General features: G+C 61.6%; 13 protein-coding genes. 10 read left to right on the forward strand and 3 right to left on the reverse strand.

Annotation, left to right across the window (positions count from 1 at the left end):
- The first annotated feature begins 188 nt into the window (after positions 1 to 188).
- Positions 189 to 2,117 carry an ATP-binding cassette domain-containing protein gene (locus tag I8746_RS10740; RefSeq protein ID WP_003248759.1) on the forward strand — a complete coding sequence of 643 codons (1,929 nt, stop codon included), beginning with the start codon at positions 189 to 191 and terminating at the stop codon, positions 2,115 to 2,117.
- Between the two features lie 107 nt (positions 2,118 to 2,224).
- Here I8746_RS10740 and I8746_RS10745 read toward each other — a convergent pair whose 3' ends face one another.
- Entirely contained in the window at positions 2,225 to 2,665 is a 441-nt protein-coding gene (locus I8746_RS10745; RefSeq protein ID WP_012053160.1) for a universal stress protein, read from the reverse strand.
- Positions 2,666 to 2,775: 110 nt separating this feature from the next.
- On the opposite strand from I8746_RS10745, the gene I8746_RS10750 reads away from it, so the two are divergent.
- From I8746_RS10750 to I8746_RS10780, 7 genes are all read left to right on the forward strand, one after another.
- The gene (locus tag I8746_RS10750) at positions 2,776 to 3,213 is read left to right on the forward strand and encodes a hypothetical protein (RefSeq protein ID WP_221100662.1); all 438 of its coding nucleotides are present in this window, start codon (positions 2,776 to 2,778) and stop codon (positions 3,211 to 3,213) included.
- A 611-nt stretch (positions 3,214 to 3,824) separates the two neighbouring features.
- Complete coding sequence (gene fadB, locus I8746_RS10755) at positions 3,825 to 5,972, forward strand: fatty acid oxidation complex subunit alpha FadB (RefSeq protein ID WP_221100663.1); 2,148 nt, start codon at positions 3,825 to 3,827, stop codon at positions 5,970 to 5,972.
- Between the two features lie 31 nt (positions 5,973 to 6,003).
- A complete protein-coding gene (gene fadA, locus I8746_RS10760; protein ID WP_003248768.1) occupies positions 6,004 to 7,179 on the forward strand; it encodes an acetyl-CoA C-acyltransferase FadA in 1,176 nt (391 codons plus the stop codon).
- A 75-nt stretch (positions 7,180 to 7,254) separates the two neighbouring features.
- The gene (locus tag I8746_RS10765) at positions 7,255 to 7,506 is read left to right on the forward strand and encodes a DUF1653 domain-containing protein (RefSeq protein ID WP_003248769.1); all 252 of its coding nucleotides are present in this window, start codon (positions 7,255 to 7,257) and stop codon (positions 7,504 to 7,506) included.
- Between the two features lie 100 nt (positions 7,507 to 7,606).
- Positions 7,607 to 10,216: a type I DNA topoisomerase gene (gene topA / locus I8746_RS10770; RefSeq protein WP_003248770.1), complete on the forward strand. Its 2,610-nt coding sequence runs from the start codon at positions 7,607 to 7,609 to the stop codon at positions 10,214 to 10,216.
- Between the two features lie 189 nt (positions 10,217 to 10,405).
- The gene (locus I8746_RS10775) at positions 10,406 to 10,921 is read left to right on the forward strand and encodes a DUF6586 family protein (protein WP_003248773.1); all 516 of its coding nucleotides are present in this window, start codon (positions 10,406 to 10,408) and stop codon (positions 10,919 to 10,921) included.
- 50 nt (positions 10,922 to 10,971) lie between these two features.
- Positions 10,972 to 11,205, forward strand: a complete 234-nt coding sequence (locus I8746_RS10780; protein ID WP_003248777.1) for a hypothetical protein — start codon at positions 10,972 to 10,974, stop codon at positions 11,203 to 11,205.
- Between the two features lie 50 nt (positions 11,206 to 11,255).
- Here I8746_RS10780 and sulA read toward each other — a convergent pair whose 3' ends face one another.
- Positions 11,256 to 11,732: an SOS-induced cell division inhibitor SulA gene (gene sulA, locus I8746_RS10785; protein WP_104962209.1), complete on the reverse strand. Its 477-nt coding sequence runs from the start codon at positions 11,730 to 11,732 to the stop codon at positions 11,256 to 11,258.
- A 13-nt stretch (positions 11,733 to 11,745) separates the two neighbouring features.
- Positions 11,746 to 12,354 (reverse strand): transcriptional repressor LexA, encoded by a 609-nt coding sequence (gene lexA / locus I8746_RS10790; RefSeq protein ID WP_003248781.1) that lies wholly within the window; start codon positions 12,352 to 12,354, stop codon positions 11,746 to 11,748.
- 215 nt (positions 12,355 to 12,569) lie between these two features.
- Here lexA and I8746_RS10795 point away from each other — a divergent pair, with 215 nt between their 5' ends.
- Together I8746_RS10795 and nagZ are read left to right on the forward strand one after the other, a co-directional pair.
- Positions 12,570 to 13,277: a TetR/AcrR family transcriptional regulator gene (locus I8746_RS10795; RefSeq protein ID WP_003248784.1), complete on the forward strand. Its 708-nt coding sequence runs from the start codon at positions 12,570 to 12,572 to the stop codon at positions 13,275 to 13,277.
- A 189-nt stretch (positions 13,278 to 13,466) separates the two neighbouring features.
- Positions 13,467 to 14,465 carry a beta-N-acetylhexosaminidase gene (nagZ, locus tag I8746_RS10800; protein ID WP_178085923.1) on the forward strand — a complete coding sequence of 333 codons (999 nt, stop codon included), beginning with the start codon at positions 13,467 to 13,469 and terminating at the stop codon, positions 14,463 to 14,465.
- Positions 14,466 to 14,619 lie beyond the last annotated feature (154 nt).

The raw sequence follows: 14,619 nt of genomic DNA on the forward strand, positions 1-14,619 counted from the left end.
TCGGCGGAGCCAGCACTGTTGAAAGCTATTGCCTTAGCTTAGCTGTTTGCCGGCGGTGGGTGAAAGCACTGTGCTTGTATCGGGAAATTAAGTTCGACCAGATGTCGCCAGGTGCTCGCCGGTTGGCCTGGCGGATGCCGTCGGGGGCCAAGTCAGGTAGAATGCGCGCCCGATTTATGGAGACGAACATGACCCTGCTCAAATTCAGCGATGTGTCCCTCGCATTCGGCGCCATGCCGCTGCTGGACAAAGTGTCCTGGCAGATCGCTCGTGGCGAGCGGGTGTGCATCATCGGCCGCAACGGCACCGGCAAGTCGAGCATGCTGCGCCTGGTCAAGGGCGAGCAGAAGGGCGACGACGGTGAAATCTGGCGTGCCCCTGGCCTGAAGATCGGTGAGTTGCCACAGGAGCTGCCGGTGGCCGACGAGCGCACGGTGTTCGACGTGGTAGCCGCTGGTCTGGACGGCGTGGGCGAATTGCTGGCGCAGTTCCACCACCTGAGCATGAACATCCAGGGCGATGAAGACCTGGAAAAACTCATGCACGTCCAGCACGAGCTGGAGGCCCGCGACGGCTGGCGCCTGCAGCAGGTGGTGGAAAGCACACTCAGCCGCCTGCAGCTGCCGGCCGACAAGACCCTGGCCGAGCTTTCCGGTGGCTGGCGCCGCCGCGTACTGCTGGCCCAGGCGCTGGTGTCCGAGCCCGACCTGCTGCTGCTCGACGAACCGACCAACCACCTGGACATCGGTGCCATCGCCTGGCTCGAAGAGGCCCTGCGTGGCTTCAACGGCGCGGTATTGTTCATCACCCACGACCGTTCGTTCCTGCAGAACCTGGCCACCCGTATCCTCGAACTGGACCGCGGCGGCCTGATCGACTGGAACGGTGACTACGCCAGCTTCCTGGTGCACAAGGAGGCCGCACTGGCCGCCGAAGAAACCGCCAACGCGCTGTTCGACAAGCGCCTGGCCCAGGAAGAAGTGTGGATCCGCCAGGGTATCAAGGCCCGCCGTACCCGCAACGAAGGCCGCGTGCGTGCACTGAAGGCCCTGCGTGTGGAGCGTGGCGAGCGCCGTGAACGACAGGGCAAGGCCAACATCCAGATCGAAGCCGCGGACAAATCCGGCAAGCAGGTGATGGTGCTGGAGAATGTCAGCTTCCATCACGCGGACGGCCCCCTGCTGGTCAAGGACTTTTCCATGGTCCTGCAGCGGCAGGATCGCATCGGTCTGCTGGGCGCAAACGGCACTGGCAAGACCACGTTGCTCAAGATGATGCTGGGCGACCTTGAGCCCACTGCGGGTAAAGTGGAGCGCGGCACCAAGCTTGAGGTGGCCTATTTCGACCAGATGCGCCACCAGCTCGACCTGGAAAAGACCGTAATCGACAACCTGGCTGAAGGCCGTGATTTCATCGAGATCGATGGCCAGAACCGCCACGTGCTGAGCTACCTGGGCGACTTCCTGTTCAGCCCCCAGCGCGCGCGTACGCCGGTCAAGGCGTTGTCGGGTGGTGAGCGTGCACGGTTGCTGCTGGCCAAGCTGTTCAGCAAGCCGGCCAACCTGCTGGTGCTTGACGAACCGACCAACGACCTGGACGTGGAAACCCTCGAGCTGCTGGAAGAGGTGCTGTCCAACTACAAGGGCACCGTGCTGATGGTCAGCCACGACCGGGCCTTCCTCGACAACGTCGTGACCAGCACCCTGGTGTTCGAAGGCGAGGGCAAGGTGCGTGAGTATGTGGGCGGTTACGAGGACTGGATTCGCCAGGGCGGCTCGCCGAAGCTGCTGGGTGTGACCGAGAGCAAAGGCGGTAAGTCTGCGCTCAACAGCGCGGTGGTGGAGAAGGTCGAGGCCAAGCCTGAGCCTGTTGCGGCGCCGGTGGTGGAAGACGCTTCGAAGAAGAAGCTGAGCTACAAGCTGCAGCGTGAGCTGGAGATGCTGCCGGGGCAGATCGATGAGCTGGAGCAACGTATGGCTGAAGCCCAGGAAGAAGTGAATGCGGCGGGCTTCTATCAGCGGCCGATTGCAGAAACTTCGGCGGTGCTGGCACGGATCGAGAAGCTGCAGGGCGAGCTGGATGTCTTGGTGGAGCGCTGGGCTGAGCTGGAAGGCTGATTGGCGTTAGCCCGTTCCGGCCTCTTCGCGGGTAAAGCCGCACCTGCAGGGATTGCCATACCCTTGCAGGCGCGGGCTGGCCCGCGAAGAGGCGGGTTCAGGTCCAGTCAATCCTTCTTCAGCAAGCGTACCGCCAGCACGTCACACGGCGCACCGTGCAGCACATCGTTGGCCGTGGAGCCCAGCAGCAATGCCAGGCCGTGACGGCCATGGCTGCCGACAACGATCAGATCGCACTGCTGGTCCTTGGCCAACTGGTGGATTTCCTGGCGAGGCTGGCCGTAGGTCAGGTGCGAGTCGCCGCGGTTGATTCCCGGGTATTTGTTGAACAGGCGGTCCATGCGCTCCTTGGCCTGGTCGAACTGCTGCTGTTGCAGCTGCGACAGGTCCATCGGTACGTCACCGCCGAAGGCCATGGCCATCGGCTCGACGATGTGCACCAGGGATACCTTGGCATTCGAAGGCTCTGCCAGCGCCATGGCGCGCTTGATCACCGGGTCGCATTCTTCGGTCAGGTCGACGGCGACCAACAAATGTTCGTATTGCATGAGCGGTACTCCTGACAATCGCGATAGAAGAAGTATGGTCGCTTTAGGGCGGGTCTACCGTGAAAAATGGCTAACCAGCTCATTTGCAACGCTTTATGGGAACTACTGATATGATGGTATTGCTGGTGGTGTCAATCCTTGCGCTGATTCTCAGTCCGCTTTCCTGGCTGCGCAGCTCGCGCAAGCAGAGCGAGCAGATGAAGTTGCGCCTGGAGGCGCGGCGCATGGGGTTGGCCATGCAACTGGCGCCGCAGCAGTGGCCGCACTGGCTGGAAAAGGAGCCGCCAAGCCCTTGCCCGCAGTATCACAGAGCCCGGCGCCGTGGGCATGAGGACAGCTTCAGCTTCTGGCAGGTCAGCCCCGGGGTGTGGTGGAACCAGTGGCGCGAGCCCTGCGAAGACCCACGCTTCATGGGCGCCTTGTCGCGCTTGCCGGCGAGTGTATACAAGGTCGAGGCCGATGCGCGGATGATTGCCCTTTACTGGACCGAACGTGGCGATACTGCTGTGTTGCAGGATGTTGCCTACGCCCTCGAAACCTTGGCTTGAGCGCCGCCCATGCGCGACCCCTGTAGGCGCGGATTCATCTGCGAACACTGGCAGAGCCGGTGCCAAACTCCGCGGTGCCTGCTTCGCGGGTAAACCCGCTCCTACGGGGGCATCCAGGCGGGTCAATCTGTTCTGTAACGACAAAGCGGCGGCTCGGCATAACCCTGAAGGGGTGGGGTGCCAAGTCGCCGCTTTGCGTTCTGCTGCGCAGAAAAGGCCAGGCAGGCCGGGTTATTCATTCAAGCAAGTGCCAGTGTAGTCGCCCTGGCTCGCCGCGCAAGCGCAAAGCAGTCAGCCAATGCTTGTGGTCAATCGCTGACATGAATGACCGGCGATCACTGTCATCATGTTTTGTACCCGGACGATAGAAAATGACTGGAAAGTCGCGTTTTCGCCGTGCTCGTGAGCATTTGACAACGCCCATCTTTTCGGAGAATGTGTGCACACCCAAATCAAACGGGCGTATGAATTGAGCGTTTGTATGTCATGACGCCAAGCCATACTTCCGACTAGCGCGCTGACGGGTGTGCCTGGGGCAAGGCAGCTTAGGCCTGCTTCTGCTGCAGCGATCGGCGTGTACAGTTCAGCTTCCATATCGTGGAGATCAGTTGATGATTTACGAAGGTAAAGCCATCACGGTTAAGGCTCTTGAAAGTGGCATCGTCGAGCTCAAGTTCGACCTCAAGGGTGAGTCCGTCAACAAGTTCAACCGCCTTACCCTGAACGAGCTGCGCCAGGCCGTCGATGCCATCCAGGCCGATGCCTCGGTCAAAGGCGTGATCGTCAGCAGTGGCAAGGACGTGTTCATCGTCGGCGCCGACATCACCGAGTTCGTCGACAACTTCAAGCTGCCTGAGGCCGAACTGGTCGCTGGCAACCTGGAAGCCAATCGCATCTTCAACGCCTTTGAAGACCTCGAAGTGCCGACCGTTGCCGCCATCAACGGCATCGCGCTGGGCGGCGGCCTGGAAATGTGCCTGGCGGCCGACTACCGGGTCATGTCCACCAGCGCCAGGATCGGCCTGCCGGAAGTCAAGCTGGGTATCTACCCGGGCTTTGGCGGTACCGTGCGCCTGCCGCGCCTGATCGGCTCGGACAACGCCATCGAGTGGATCGCCGCCGGCAAGGAAAACCGTGCCGAAGACGCCCTGAAAGTGGGGGCCGTCGACGCCGTGGTCGCCCCTGAGCTGCTGCTGGCCGGTGCCCTCGACCTGATCAAGCGTGCCATCAGTGGCGAGCTGGACTACAAGGCCAAGCGCCAGCCGAAGCTGGAAAAGCTCAAGCTCAATGCCATCGAGCAGATGATGGCCTTCGAGACTGCCAAGGGCTTCGTCGCTGGCCAGGCCGGCCCGAACTACCCGGCCCCGGTAGAAGCGATCAAGAGCATCCAGAAAGCCGCCAACTTCGGTCGCGACAAGGCCCTGGAAGTCGAAGCCGCAGGCTTTGCCAAGCTGGCCAAGACCTCGGTCGCCGAGAGCCTGATCGGCTTGTTCCTCAACGATCAGGAACTCAAGCGCAAGGCCAAGGCGCATGACGAGATCGCCCACGACGTGAAGCAGGCCGCCGTGCTCGGCGCCGGCATCATGGGCGGCGGTATCGCCTACCAATCGGCGGTCAAAGGTACGCCGATCCTGATGAAGGACATCCGCGAGGAAGCCATTCAGCTGGGTCTGAACGAGGCCTCCAAGCTGCTTGGCAACCGCGTCGAGAAGGGCCGCCTGACCCCGGCCAAGATGGCCGAGGCCCTCAACGCCATTCGACCGACCCTGTCCTATGGCGATTTTGCCAATGTCGACATCGTCGTCGAGGCAGTGGTCGAGAACCCGAAGGTCAAGCAAGCGGTACTGGCAGAAGTGGAAGGCCAGGTGAAGGACGATGCGATCCTCGCTTCCAACACCTCTACCATCTCTATCAACCTGCTGGCCAAGGCGCTCAAGCGCCCGGAAAACTTCGTCGGCATGCACTTCTTCAACCCGGTGCACATGATGCCGCTGGTGGAAGTGATCCGTGGTGAGAAGTCCAGTGACGTGGCGGTCGCCACCACCGTGGCCTACGCCAAGAAAATGGGCAAGAACCCGATTGTGGTCAACGACTGCCCGGGCTTTTTGGTCAACCGCGTGCTGTTCCCGTACTTTGGCGGTTTTGCCAAGCTGGTCAGCGCCGGTGTCGACTTTGTGCGCATCGACAAGGTCATGGAGAAGTTCGGCTGGCCGATGGGGCCAGCCTACTTGATGGACGTGGTCGGCATCGACACCGGCCACCACGGCCGTGACGTCATGGCCGAAGGCTTCCCGGATCGCATGAAGGACGAGCGCCGCTCGGCAGTCGACGCGTTGTACGAGTCCAACCGCCTGGGCCAGAAGAACGGCAAGGGCTTTTACGCCTACGAAACCGACAAGCGCGGCAAACCGAAGAAGGTCTTCGATGCCACCGTGCTCGACGTGCTCAAACCGATCGTGTTCGAGCAGCGTGAAGTCACTGACGAAGACATCATCAACTGGATGATGGTCCCGCTGTGCCTGGAGACCGTGCGTTGCCTGGAAGACGGCATCGTCGAAACCGCTGCCGAAGCCGACATGGGCCTGGTCTACGGCATTGGTTTCCCTCCCTTCCGCGGTGGTGCGCTGCGTTACATCGACTCGATCGGTGTGGCCGAATTCGTCGCCCTGGCCGATCAGTATGCCGACCTGGGGCCGCTGTACCACCCGACCGCCAAGCTGCGTGAAATGGCCAAGAACGGCCAGCGCTTCTTCAACTGAGCGGTCAACGAGCTAGAGCGAGAGATTTGATATGAGCCTGAATCCAAGAGACGTGGTGATTGTCGACTTCGGTCGCACGCCAATGGGCCGCTCCAAGGGTGGCATGCACCGCAACACCCGCGCCGAAGACATGTCGGCGCACCTGATCAGCAAGCTGCTGGAACGCAACGGCAAGGTTGACCCGAAAGAAGTCGAGGACGTGATCTGGGGCTGCGTCAACCAGACCCTGGAGCAGGGCTGGAACATCGCCCGCATGGCCTCGCTGATGACCCAGATCCCGCACACTTCCGCGGCGCAGACCGTCAGCCGCCTGTGCGGCTCGTCCATGAGCGCGCTGCACACGGCCGCCCAGGCGATCATGACCGGTAACGGTGATGTGTTCGTGGTCGGTGGCGTGGAGCACATGGGCCACGTCAGCATGATGCACGGCGTCGACCCCAACCCGCACCTGTCCTTGCATGCCGCCAAGGCTTCCGGGATGATGGGCCTGACTGCAGAAATGCTCGGCAAGATGCACGGCATCACCCGTGAGCAGCAGGACCTGTTCGGCTTGCGTTCGCACCAGCTGGCCCACAAGGCCACGGTCGAGGGCAAGTTCAAGGACGAGATCATCCCGATGCAGGGCTACGACGAGAACGGCTTCCTGAAGGTGTTCGATTTCGACGAAACCATTCGCCCGGAAACCACCCTCGAAGGCCTGGCATCGCTGAAGCCTGCGTTCAACCCGAAAGGCGGTACGGTCACGGCCGGTACCTCGTCGCAGATCACCGACGGCGCCTCGTGCATGATCGTCATGTCCGGTCAGCGTGCCATGGACCTCGGTATCCAGCCATTGGCGGTGATCCGTTCGATGGCAGTGGCCGGTGTCGACCCCGCAATCATGGGCTACGGCCCGGTGCCATCGACCCAGAAAGCCCTCAAGCGTGCCGGCCTGACCATGGCCGATATCGACTTCATCGAGCTCAACGAAGCCTTCGCTGCACAGGCCCTGCCCGTGCTGAAAGACTTGAAAGTGCTCGACAAGATGGATGAGAAGGTTAACCTGCACGGCGGCGCCATTGCTTTGGGCCATCCGTTCGGTTGCTCCGGGGCGCGGATTTCCGGCACCCTGCTCAACGTCATGAAGCAAAATGGCGGTACGCTGGGTGTTGCGACCATGTGCGTCGGCCTGGGCCAAGGTATCACCACTGTCTTCGAACGCGTCTGATCGCGTAGCGGGACAGCAGCCGGGGCCTAGTGCCCCGGTTTTGTTTTTTCAGGTTTTCTTCAGGAGGTGTGCAACATGCAGATACAACCAGGCGTATACCGGCATTACAAAGGGCCTGAGTACCGTGTCTTCAGTGTTGCGCGGCACTCCGAAACCGAAGAGTGGATGGTGTTCTACCAATGCCTGTATGGTGATTACAGCTTCTGGGTACGTCCCCTTTCGATGTTCCAGGAGTCCGTCGAATTTGACGGCGAGCAGGTGCCACGCTTTGCTTTGGTCAAGGCCGAAGAGGGGCTGCCCGGGTTGCTGGGCAAGTCGCACGCGTGATCGTCCGAGCTTGACCTCACACTTTTGCCACTATATATAGCGGTGCCGCGTCTGGCACTTGGCGCGTTTTTTATCTTCAGATTCAGGAATACTCCGATCCATGGGCAAATCGCTGGTCATTGTGGAATCCCCGGCCAAGGCCAAGACCATCAACAAGTACCTGGGCAACCAGTACGTGGTGAAGTCGAGTATCGGCCATATCCGAGACCTCCCCACCAGCGGTTCGGCCAGCGCGAGCAAAGAGCCGGCCGCCAAGCGTGGCAAGGCTGCGGGTGAGGCTCCGGCGCTTTCGCCGAAAGAGAAGGCCCGCCGCCAGCTGGTGGCACGCATGGGCGTCGACCCCGACCATGGCTGGAAGGCCAAGTACGAGATCCTGCCTGGCAAGGAAAAGGTGATCGAAGAGCTGCGCCGCCTGGCCAAGGATGCCGACACCATCTATCTCGCAACCGACTTGGACCGCGAAGGGGAAGCCATTGCCTGGCACCTGCGCGAGGCCATCGGGGGTGACGACACCCGCTACAAGCGCGTGGTGTTCAACGAAATTACCAAGAAGGCCATTCAGGAAGCGTTCTCGCAGCCAGGCGAGCTGGACATCGACCGGGTCAACGCCCAGCAGGCGCGGCGTTTCCTCGACCGCGTGGTCGGTTACATGGTTTCGCCGCTGCTGTGGGCCAAGATTGCCCGTGGCCTGTCCGCTGGCCGTGTGCAGTCGGTAGCGGTGAAGCTGGTGGTTGAGCGAGAGCGTGAGATCCGCGCGTTCATCCCGGAAGAGTATTGGGAGATCCACGCCGACCTCGGCACCGCCAAGAACGCCAAGGTGCGTTTCGAGGTGGCGCGCGAGAAGGGCGAGGCCTTCAAGCCGCTGAACGAAGCTCAGGCCATGGCTGCACTGGAAAAGCTCAAGGCTTCCAGTTACAGCGTGGTCAAGCGCGAAGACCGCCCGACCAGCAGCAAGCCATCGGCACCGTTCATTACGTCCACCTTGCAGCAAGCGGCCAGTAACCGCCTGGGCTTCGGTGTGAAGAAAACCATGATGATGGCCCAGCGCTTGTACGAAGCGGGTTACATCACCTACATGCGTACCGACTCGACCAACCTGTCGGCTGACGCCCTGGATATGGCACGCAGCTACATCGAGCGGGAGTTCGGCAAGCAGTACCTGCCGGAGGCGCCACTGGTTTACGGCAGCAAGGAGGGCGCCCAGGAGGCGCACGAAGCGATTCGGCCTTCTGACGTGAATACCCACCCGACCAAGCTCAGCGGCATGGAGCGTGACGCCGAGCGCCTGTACGAGCTGATCTGGCGCCAGTTCCTGGCGTGCCAGATGCCGCCAGCGCAGTACCTGTCCACCAGTGTTACCGTCGCTGCCGGCGATTTCGAGCTGCGTGCCAAGGGCCGCATCCTCAAGTTCGACGGCTACACCCGTGTGCTGCCACAGCAGAGCAAGCCGGGCGAAGACGACGTGCTGCCAGAGATGGTTCAGGGTGAAGCGCTGAAACTGATCCAGATCGACCCGAGCCAGCACTTTACCAAGCCGCCTGCACGCTTTACCGAAGCCAGCCTGGTCAAGGAAATGGAAAAGCGCGGCATTGGCCGCCCATCGACCTACGCGGCGATCATTTCCACCATCCAGGACCGTGGCTATGTGACGCTGCACAACCGCCGCTTCTACTCCGAGAAGATGGGCGACATCGTCACCGAGCGCTTGTCGGAGAGCTTCTCCAACCTGATGGACTACGGCTTTACCGCCGACATGGAAGAGAACCTCGACGACGTGGCCCAGGGCGAGCGTGACTGGAAGAACGTGCTCGACGAGTTCTACGGCGATTTCAGCAAAAAGCTGCAGACTGCCGAGTCCAGCGAAGACGGCATGCGCGCCAACCAGCCGACCATGACCAACATTCCATGCAAGGAATGTGGTCGGCCGATGATGATTCGCACCGCTTCTACGGGTGTGTTCCTGGGCTGCTCTGGCTACAGCCTGCCGCCGAAAGAGCGCTGCAAGGCTACCGTCAACCTGGTGCCGGGCGACGAGATTGCCGCTGACGACGAGGGCGAGTCGGAGTCGCGCGTACTGCTGGGCAAGCACCGTTGCCCGATCTGCGCCACCGCGATGGACGCCTACCTGCTGGACGAGAAACACAAACTGCACATCTGCGGTAACAACCCGGATTGTGTCGGTTACGAGATCGAGGAAGGCAACTACCGCATCAAGGGTTACGAAGGGCCGAGCCTGGAGTGCGACAAGTGCGGTAGCGAGATGCAATTGAAGACCGGCCGTTTCGGCAAGTTCTTCGGCTGCACCAACCCGGCATGCAAGAACACCCGCAAGCTGCTCAAGAGCGGCGAGGCGGCGCCACCGAAGATGGACAAGGTGGACATGCCGGAGCTCAAGTGCGAGAAGGTCGACGATACCTACGTGCTGCGCGACGGTGCTTCTGGGTTGTTCCTGGCTGCCAGCCAGTTCCCCAAGAACCGCGAAACCCGTGCGCCGCTGGTGCTGGAGATCGTGCCGCACAAGCATGAGATCGACCCGAAGTACCACTTCCTGTGCGATGCGCCGCAGAAAGACCCGGATGGCCGCCCGGCGGTGATTCGCTACAGCCGCAAGACCAAGGAGCAGTACGTGCAGTCCGAGGTCGATGGCAAGCCGACCGGCTGGAAGGCGTTTTACGACGGCAATGCCTGGAAGGTTGAAGACAAGCGCTGATCCATCGGTGCTGTAATGTGGGGCCGCTTTGCGGCCCTTCGCGGGCCTGCCCGCTCCCACAGGTATCGCGCCGCCCTTGAATGTGGCGCTGTACTGGTGAGAGCAGGCAAGCCCGCGAAGGGGCGCAAAGCGGCCCCAATCATTTATGATGCAGATATCCGCCTTGTAGCCTTATGGGAGGGCACTGAAGTGGCCCAGGAACTCTACACCCGCACCAACCAGAAACTGTTCTTCGCCGGCCTCGCCCTCGAGTCCATGGCCAAGGCTGAACAAAGCCAGGCCATGAATGCCCAAGGCCTGGTTCAGGCTGAGCGCGAGTCGGCGCTGTTCCACCTGTATGGCGCTCTGTTGGGGCTGTGCCATGAAATCGGGGGCTTCTATCGCCTGCCGGTCGTCGCAACGGTGGAGCAAGCCCTGGCCGACGATGCCCTGAACGGTATCGCCATCCCGGAAGTGGCCGAGTTGCTGGAACTGGCCCGCCAGCGGGAAACCTGGCTGGCGCAAATGCTCGGTGCTTATGCCGATTTGTTCCGACCACCGGTCGCCAGAAAAGCGCCGAAAACCGACGTTACCCAACCCCTGATTCAAGCTGTCAATCTTGATGAGCCTGAGCATCCAGCGCTGTCGCGTGCCGAGCTGGAAAGCTGGCGCAATGACCTTAAAAGTTTGGTGAGACGTTTCCGTGACGCGTTGAGTGAGTGCTGATAGCCGCAACGGCTGGTACAATAATCGCCTTTCGCGGAGAACTGCCATTTATGTCTACGTCTTTTCTGGAAATTGTCGAGTTGCCTGATGGCCGCATCGAACTTCGTCGCGCCGAGGATGAGGGCTCTCTGGTAACCCTGGATTTCTCGGAAGACGCCAAGGTGTTCCTGCAGGGTCAGCATGTGGAAGTGGCCAAGGCCATGCTCAGTGTGGGCGTGCAGATGGCCGGTCGCCTGATGGATGGCGAGCTCGAGCGTGATGAAGGGCCGCGTGTGCTGCACTGAGTGTGCAGCAGCGTATCAGGCTATTTGAAGTGACAGGCAAAGCCTGAACATCAGCCGAGGCGGATGTTCAGGCTTTGTGCGTTTCCGGCGCTGGCTGCACGTAGCAGTTGCTGGCGTGCAGTGGCATTGACGTTGCCCAGCCAGCTCACCACGGTGTGGCTAAGGCCCAGGCGCAAAGCCTCACAGGCCAGCTGCAGCGCGCTTTGATTGCTGCGGGGTTGCAGCAGCAGAATACGTTCACGGTTGAGCCCGGCATCGCGCAGCCAGGCCTGTGTCAGGCTTGGCGGTGGGGCGATCAAGGTCAGCCAGCGGGCCTCGTCCTCTTCGCTCAGTTCGCGCAGCACGGGTGCCAGCAGGCTTTGGCAGTGGCCAGGGGCACCGCGCAGCGACAGTTCGCTGAACAGCTCGGGCTGACTGCTCTTGCGCGCCGGTTCCCTGGCTTTCAAACCAGGCAGCACGGGCTGAGCGAGGAATGCTTCGAACAGGGGCAACTGGGCTTGCTCGGGTGCGTGAATGAACTGCTGCATGACGCCTCCTGGATCAGCGGCGAATGACGCCGACGCTCAAGCCCTCGATCACCAGCTCCTGTTCTTTCAGGTCGACTTCGATGGGGGCGAATTCGGGGTTTTCGGCAAGCAGCCAGACTTTGCTGCCTTCGCGCTTGAAGCGCTTGACGGTCACTTCGTCGCCGATACGCGCTACCACGATCTGGCCGTTACGGGCTTCACGGCAGGTGTGCACCGCCAGCAGGTCACCGTCGAAGATGCCGACGTCCTTCATGCTCATGCCGTGTACGCGCAGCAAATAGTCGGCTTGGGGGTGGAAGAAGGCAGGGTTGATGTTGCAGGATTGCTCGATGTGCTGTTCGGCAAGAATCGGCGCACCGGCAGCGACCCGGCCGATGATGGGCAGGCCGGTTTCTTCGGCCTTGGCTTCCAGGCCAGGGATGCGGATGCCGCGGGAAGCGCCCGGCGTCATTTCGATCGCGCCCTTGCGGGCAAGGGCCTTGAGGTGCTCCTCGGCGGCATTGGGCGACTTGAAGCCCAGCTCCTGAGCAATCTCGGCGCGGGTAGGCGGGAAGCCGTTGTCTTCCAGGCAGCGCTTGATGAACGCGAGAATTTCGGCTTGGCGTGGCGTCAGTTTCAACATGGTAAGCGCTCTGTCTTTTTGTACAGTGACTGGGATTATATACAGTACTGAGTGCGCTGCAAGCCAAAAGCCGCAATAAACAGAAGAGGTGGCGCTTGCAGTGGGCCGGCTGGCGCTTTTAAATGGCGACCGCCCAGTCACCGAGCCTTGACAGAAGCAGGGCTGAAACGTATGTTTCAAACACCTGTTTGTCTGACGGAGTAGTCGGAGTAGTCATGGCCCAATCGGAAACCGTTGAACGCATTCTCGATGCTGCCGAGCAGCTGTTCGCGGAAAGGGGGTTCGCCGAAACCTCGTTGCGGCTGATTACCAGCAAGGCCGGGGTCAACCTGGCGGCAGTCAACTATCATTTCGGCTCCAAGAAGGCGCTGATCCAGGCTGTTTTTTCCCGTTTCCTCGGCCCATTCTGCGCCAGTCTCGAGCGTGAGCTGGAGCGCCGCCAGGCCAAGCCGGAGCAAAAGCCCAGCCTTGAAGAACTGCTGGAAATGCTCGTGGAGCAGGCGCTGGCCGTGCAGCCGCGTAGCAACAACGACCTGTCGATCTTCATGCGCCTGCTGGGTCTGGCGTTCAGCCAGAGCCAGGGTCACCTGCGGCGCTATCTGGAAGACATGTACGGCAAGGTGTTCCGCCGCTACATGCTGCTGGTGAACGAGGCTGCGCCACGCATTCCGCCACTGGAACTGTTCTGGCGTGTGCACTTCATGCTGGGTGCCGCGGCCTTCAGCATGTCCGGTATCAAGGCCTTGCGGGCGATTGCCGAGACTGACTTCGGCATCAATACCTCGATCGAGCAGGTGATGCGCCTGATGGTGCCGTTCCTGGCGGCAGGCATGCGCGCTGACAGCGGTGTAACCGACGAGGCGATGGCCACTGCGCAGCTGCGTCCGCGAACCAAGACCAGTTCGGCTACAGCCAAGGCCTGAAGGCTGGGCGTGGCGGGGCGCTTCCGCTAAGCTAGCGCCCATGCCCTATCTCGATCTACTTCACATTTCCCTTGCTGACCAGCGCCTTTATGGCTTCGCCGGTGGCCAACAGCGCGTGTCTGCCGGTGTCTGCTGCCCCCCGGTGGGCTTCTCTCTGTCTTCAATGAAGGATTACCCATGACTGTCAGCCTGCAAGGCTCCCTGATGGTGGATATCGCCGGTAAATGGCTGACCGCCGAAGACCGTCAACTGCTTCGCCAGCCGGAAGTGGCTGGCCTGATCATCTTCGCCCGTAATATCGATAGCCCGCGCCAGGTGCGCGAACTGTGCGCGTCCATCCGCGCCATTCGCCCCGAACTGATCCTGGCAGTGGACCAGGAAGGTGGTCGCGTACAGCGTCTGCGCCAGGGCTTTGTGCGCCTGCCGGCCATGCGTGCGCTGGCCGATAACGACAATGCCGAGTACCTGGCTGAGCAGTGCGGCTGGCTGATGGCGACCGAGGTACTGGCGGTTGGCCTGGACCTCAGCTTTGCTCCGGTGCTCGACCTGGACCACCAGCGTAGCGCCGTGGTGGGCAGCCGCGCCTTCGAGGGTGACCCGCTGCGTGCAACGCGACTGGCCGGCGCGTTCATCCGTGGCATGAATGCGGCAGGTATGGCCGCGTGTGGCAAGCATTTCCCAGGGCATGGCTGGGCCGAAGCCGATTCGCATGTGGCCATCCCCACCGATGAGCGCAGCCTGGAACAACTGCGCCAGGCCGACCTGGTGCCGTTTACCCGCCTGAGTGGGCAACTGGCGGCAGTGATGCCGGCGCATGTCATCTACCCGCAGGTTGACAACCAGCCCGCTGGCTTCTCGCGGCGTTGGTTGCAGGACATCCTGCGTGGCGAGCTGGGCTTTGATGGGGTGATTTTCAGTGATGACCTGTCGATGGCTGGTGCGCATGTGGTTGGCGACGCGGCCAGCCGTATCGAGGCGGCGCTGAGCGCCGGTTGTGATATGGGCCTGGTGTGCAATGACCGGGCGGCGGCGGAGCTGGCGCTGAGTGCGGCGCAGCGCATGAAGGTCAAGCCATCGCCGCGGATTGCCCGGATGCGTGGGCAAGGGTTTGCGCGGACCGATTATCGCCAGCAGCCGCGCTGGCTGGAGGCGTTGGGGGCGTTGAGGGAAGCTCAGCTGGTCGATTGACTGCGCTGGCCTGTTCGCGCTCACAGGTACCGCATCTCATGCTTGTAGGCGCGGGTTTACCCGCGAATTTGGTGGCGGCGGCAACGGTGAACGGCGGGTTGTAATTGGCCAGCAGGTCCGGCCTCTTCGCGGGTAAACCCGCTCCTACGGCGAC

Origin of the sequence: Pseudomonas sp. USTB-Z (genome assembly GCF_019691255.1) — a bacterium.
Lineage (GTDB): Bacteria > Pseudomonadota > Gammaproteobacteria > Pseudomonadales > Pseudomonadaceae > Aquipseudomonas > Aquipseudomonas alloputida.

Bases quoted from the DNA above. Each gene is read 5' to 3' on its own strand.
- I8746_RS10740 (WP_003248759.1), top strand. From the start codon at position 189: ATGACCCTGCTCAAATTCAGCGATGTGTCCCTCGCATTCGGCGCCATG.
- I8746_RS10750 (WP_221100662.1), top strand. From the start codon at position 2,776: ATGATGGTATTGCTGGTGGTGTCAATCCTTGCGCTGATTCTCAGTCCG.
- lexA (WP_003248781.1), bottom strand. From the start codon at position 12,354: ATGTTGAAACTGACGCCACGCCAAGCCGAAATTCTCGCGTTCATCAAG.
- fadB (WP_221100663.1), top strand. From the start codon at position 3,825: ATGATTTACGAAGGTAAAGCCATCACGGTTAAGGCTCTTGAAAGTGGC.
- I8746_RS10780 (WP_003248777.1), top strand. From the start codon at position 10,972: ATGTCTACGTCTTTTCTGGAAATTGTCGAGTTGCCTGATGGCCGCATC.
- topA (WP_003248770.1), top strand. From the start codon at position 7,607: ATGGGCAAATCGCTGGTCATTGTGGAATCCCCGGCCAAGGCCAAGACC.
- sulA (WP_104962209.1), bottom strand. From the start codon at position 11,732: ATGCAGCAGTTCATTCACGCACCCGAGCAAGCCCAGTTGCCCCTGTTC.
- I8746_RS10745 (WP_012053160.1), bottom strand. From the start codon at position 2,665: ATGCAATACGAACATTTGTTGGTCGCCGTCGACCTGACCGAAGAATGC.
- fadA (WP_003248768.1), top strand. From the start codon at position 6,004: ATGAGCCTGAATCCAAGAGACGTGGTGATTGTCGACTTCGGTCGCACG.
- I8746_RS10795 (WP_003248784.1), top strand. From the start codon at position 12,570: ATGGCCCAATCGGAAACCGTTGAACGCATTCTCGATGCTGCCGAGCAG.
- I8746_RS10765 (WP_003248769.1), top strand. From the start codon at position 7,255: ATGCAGATACAACCAGGCGTATACCGGCATTACAAAGGGCCTGAGTAC.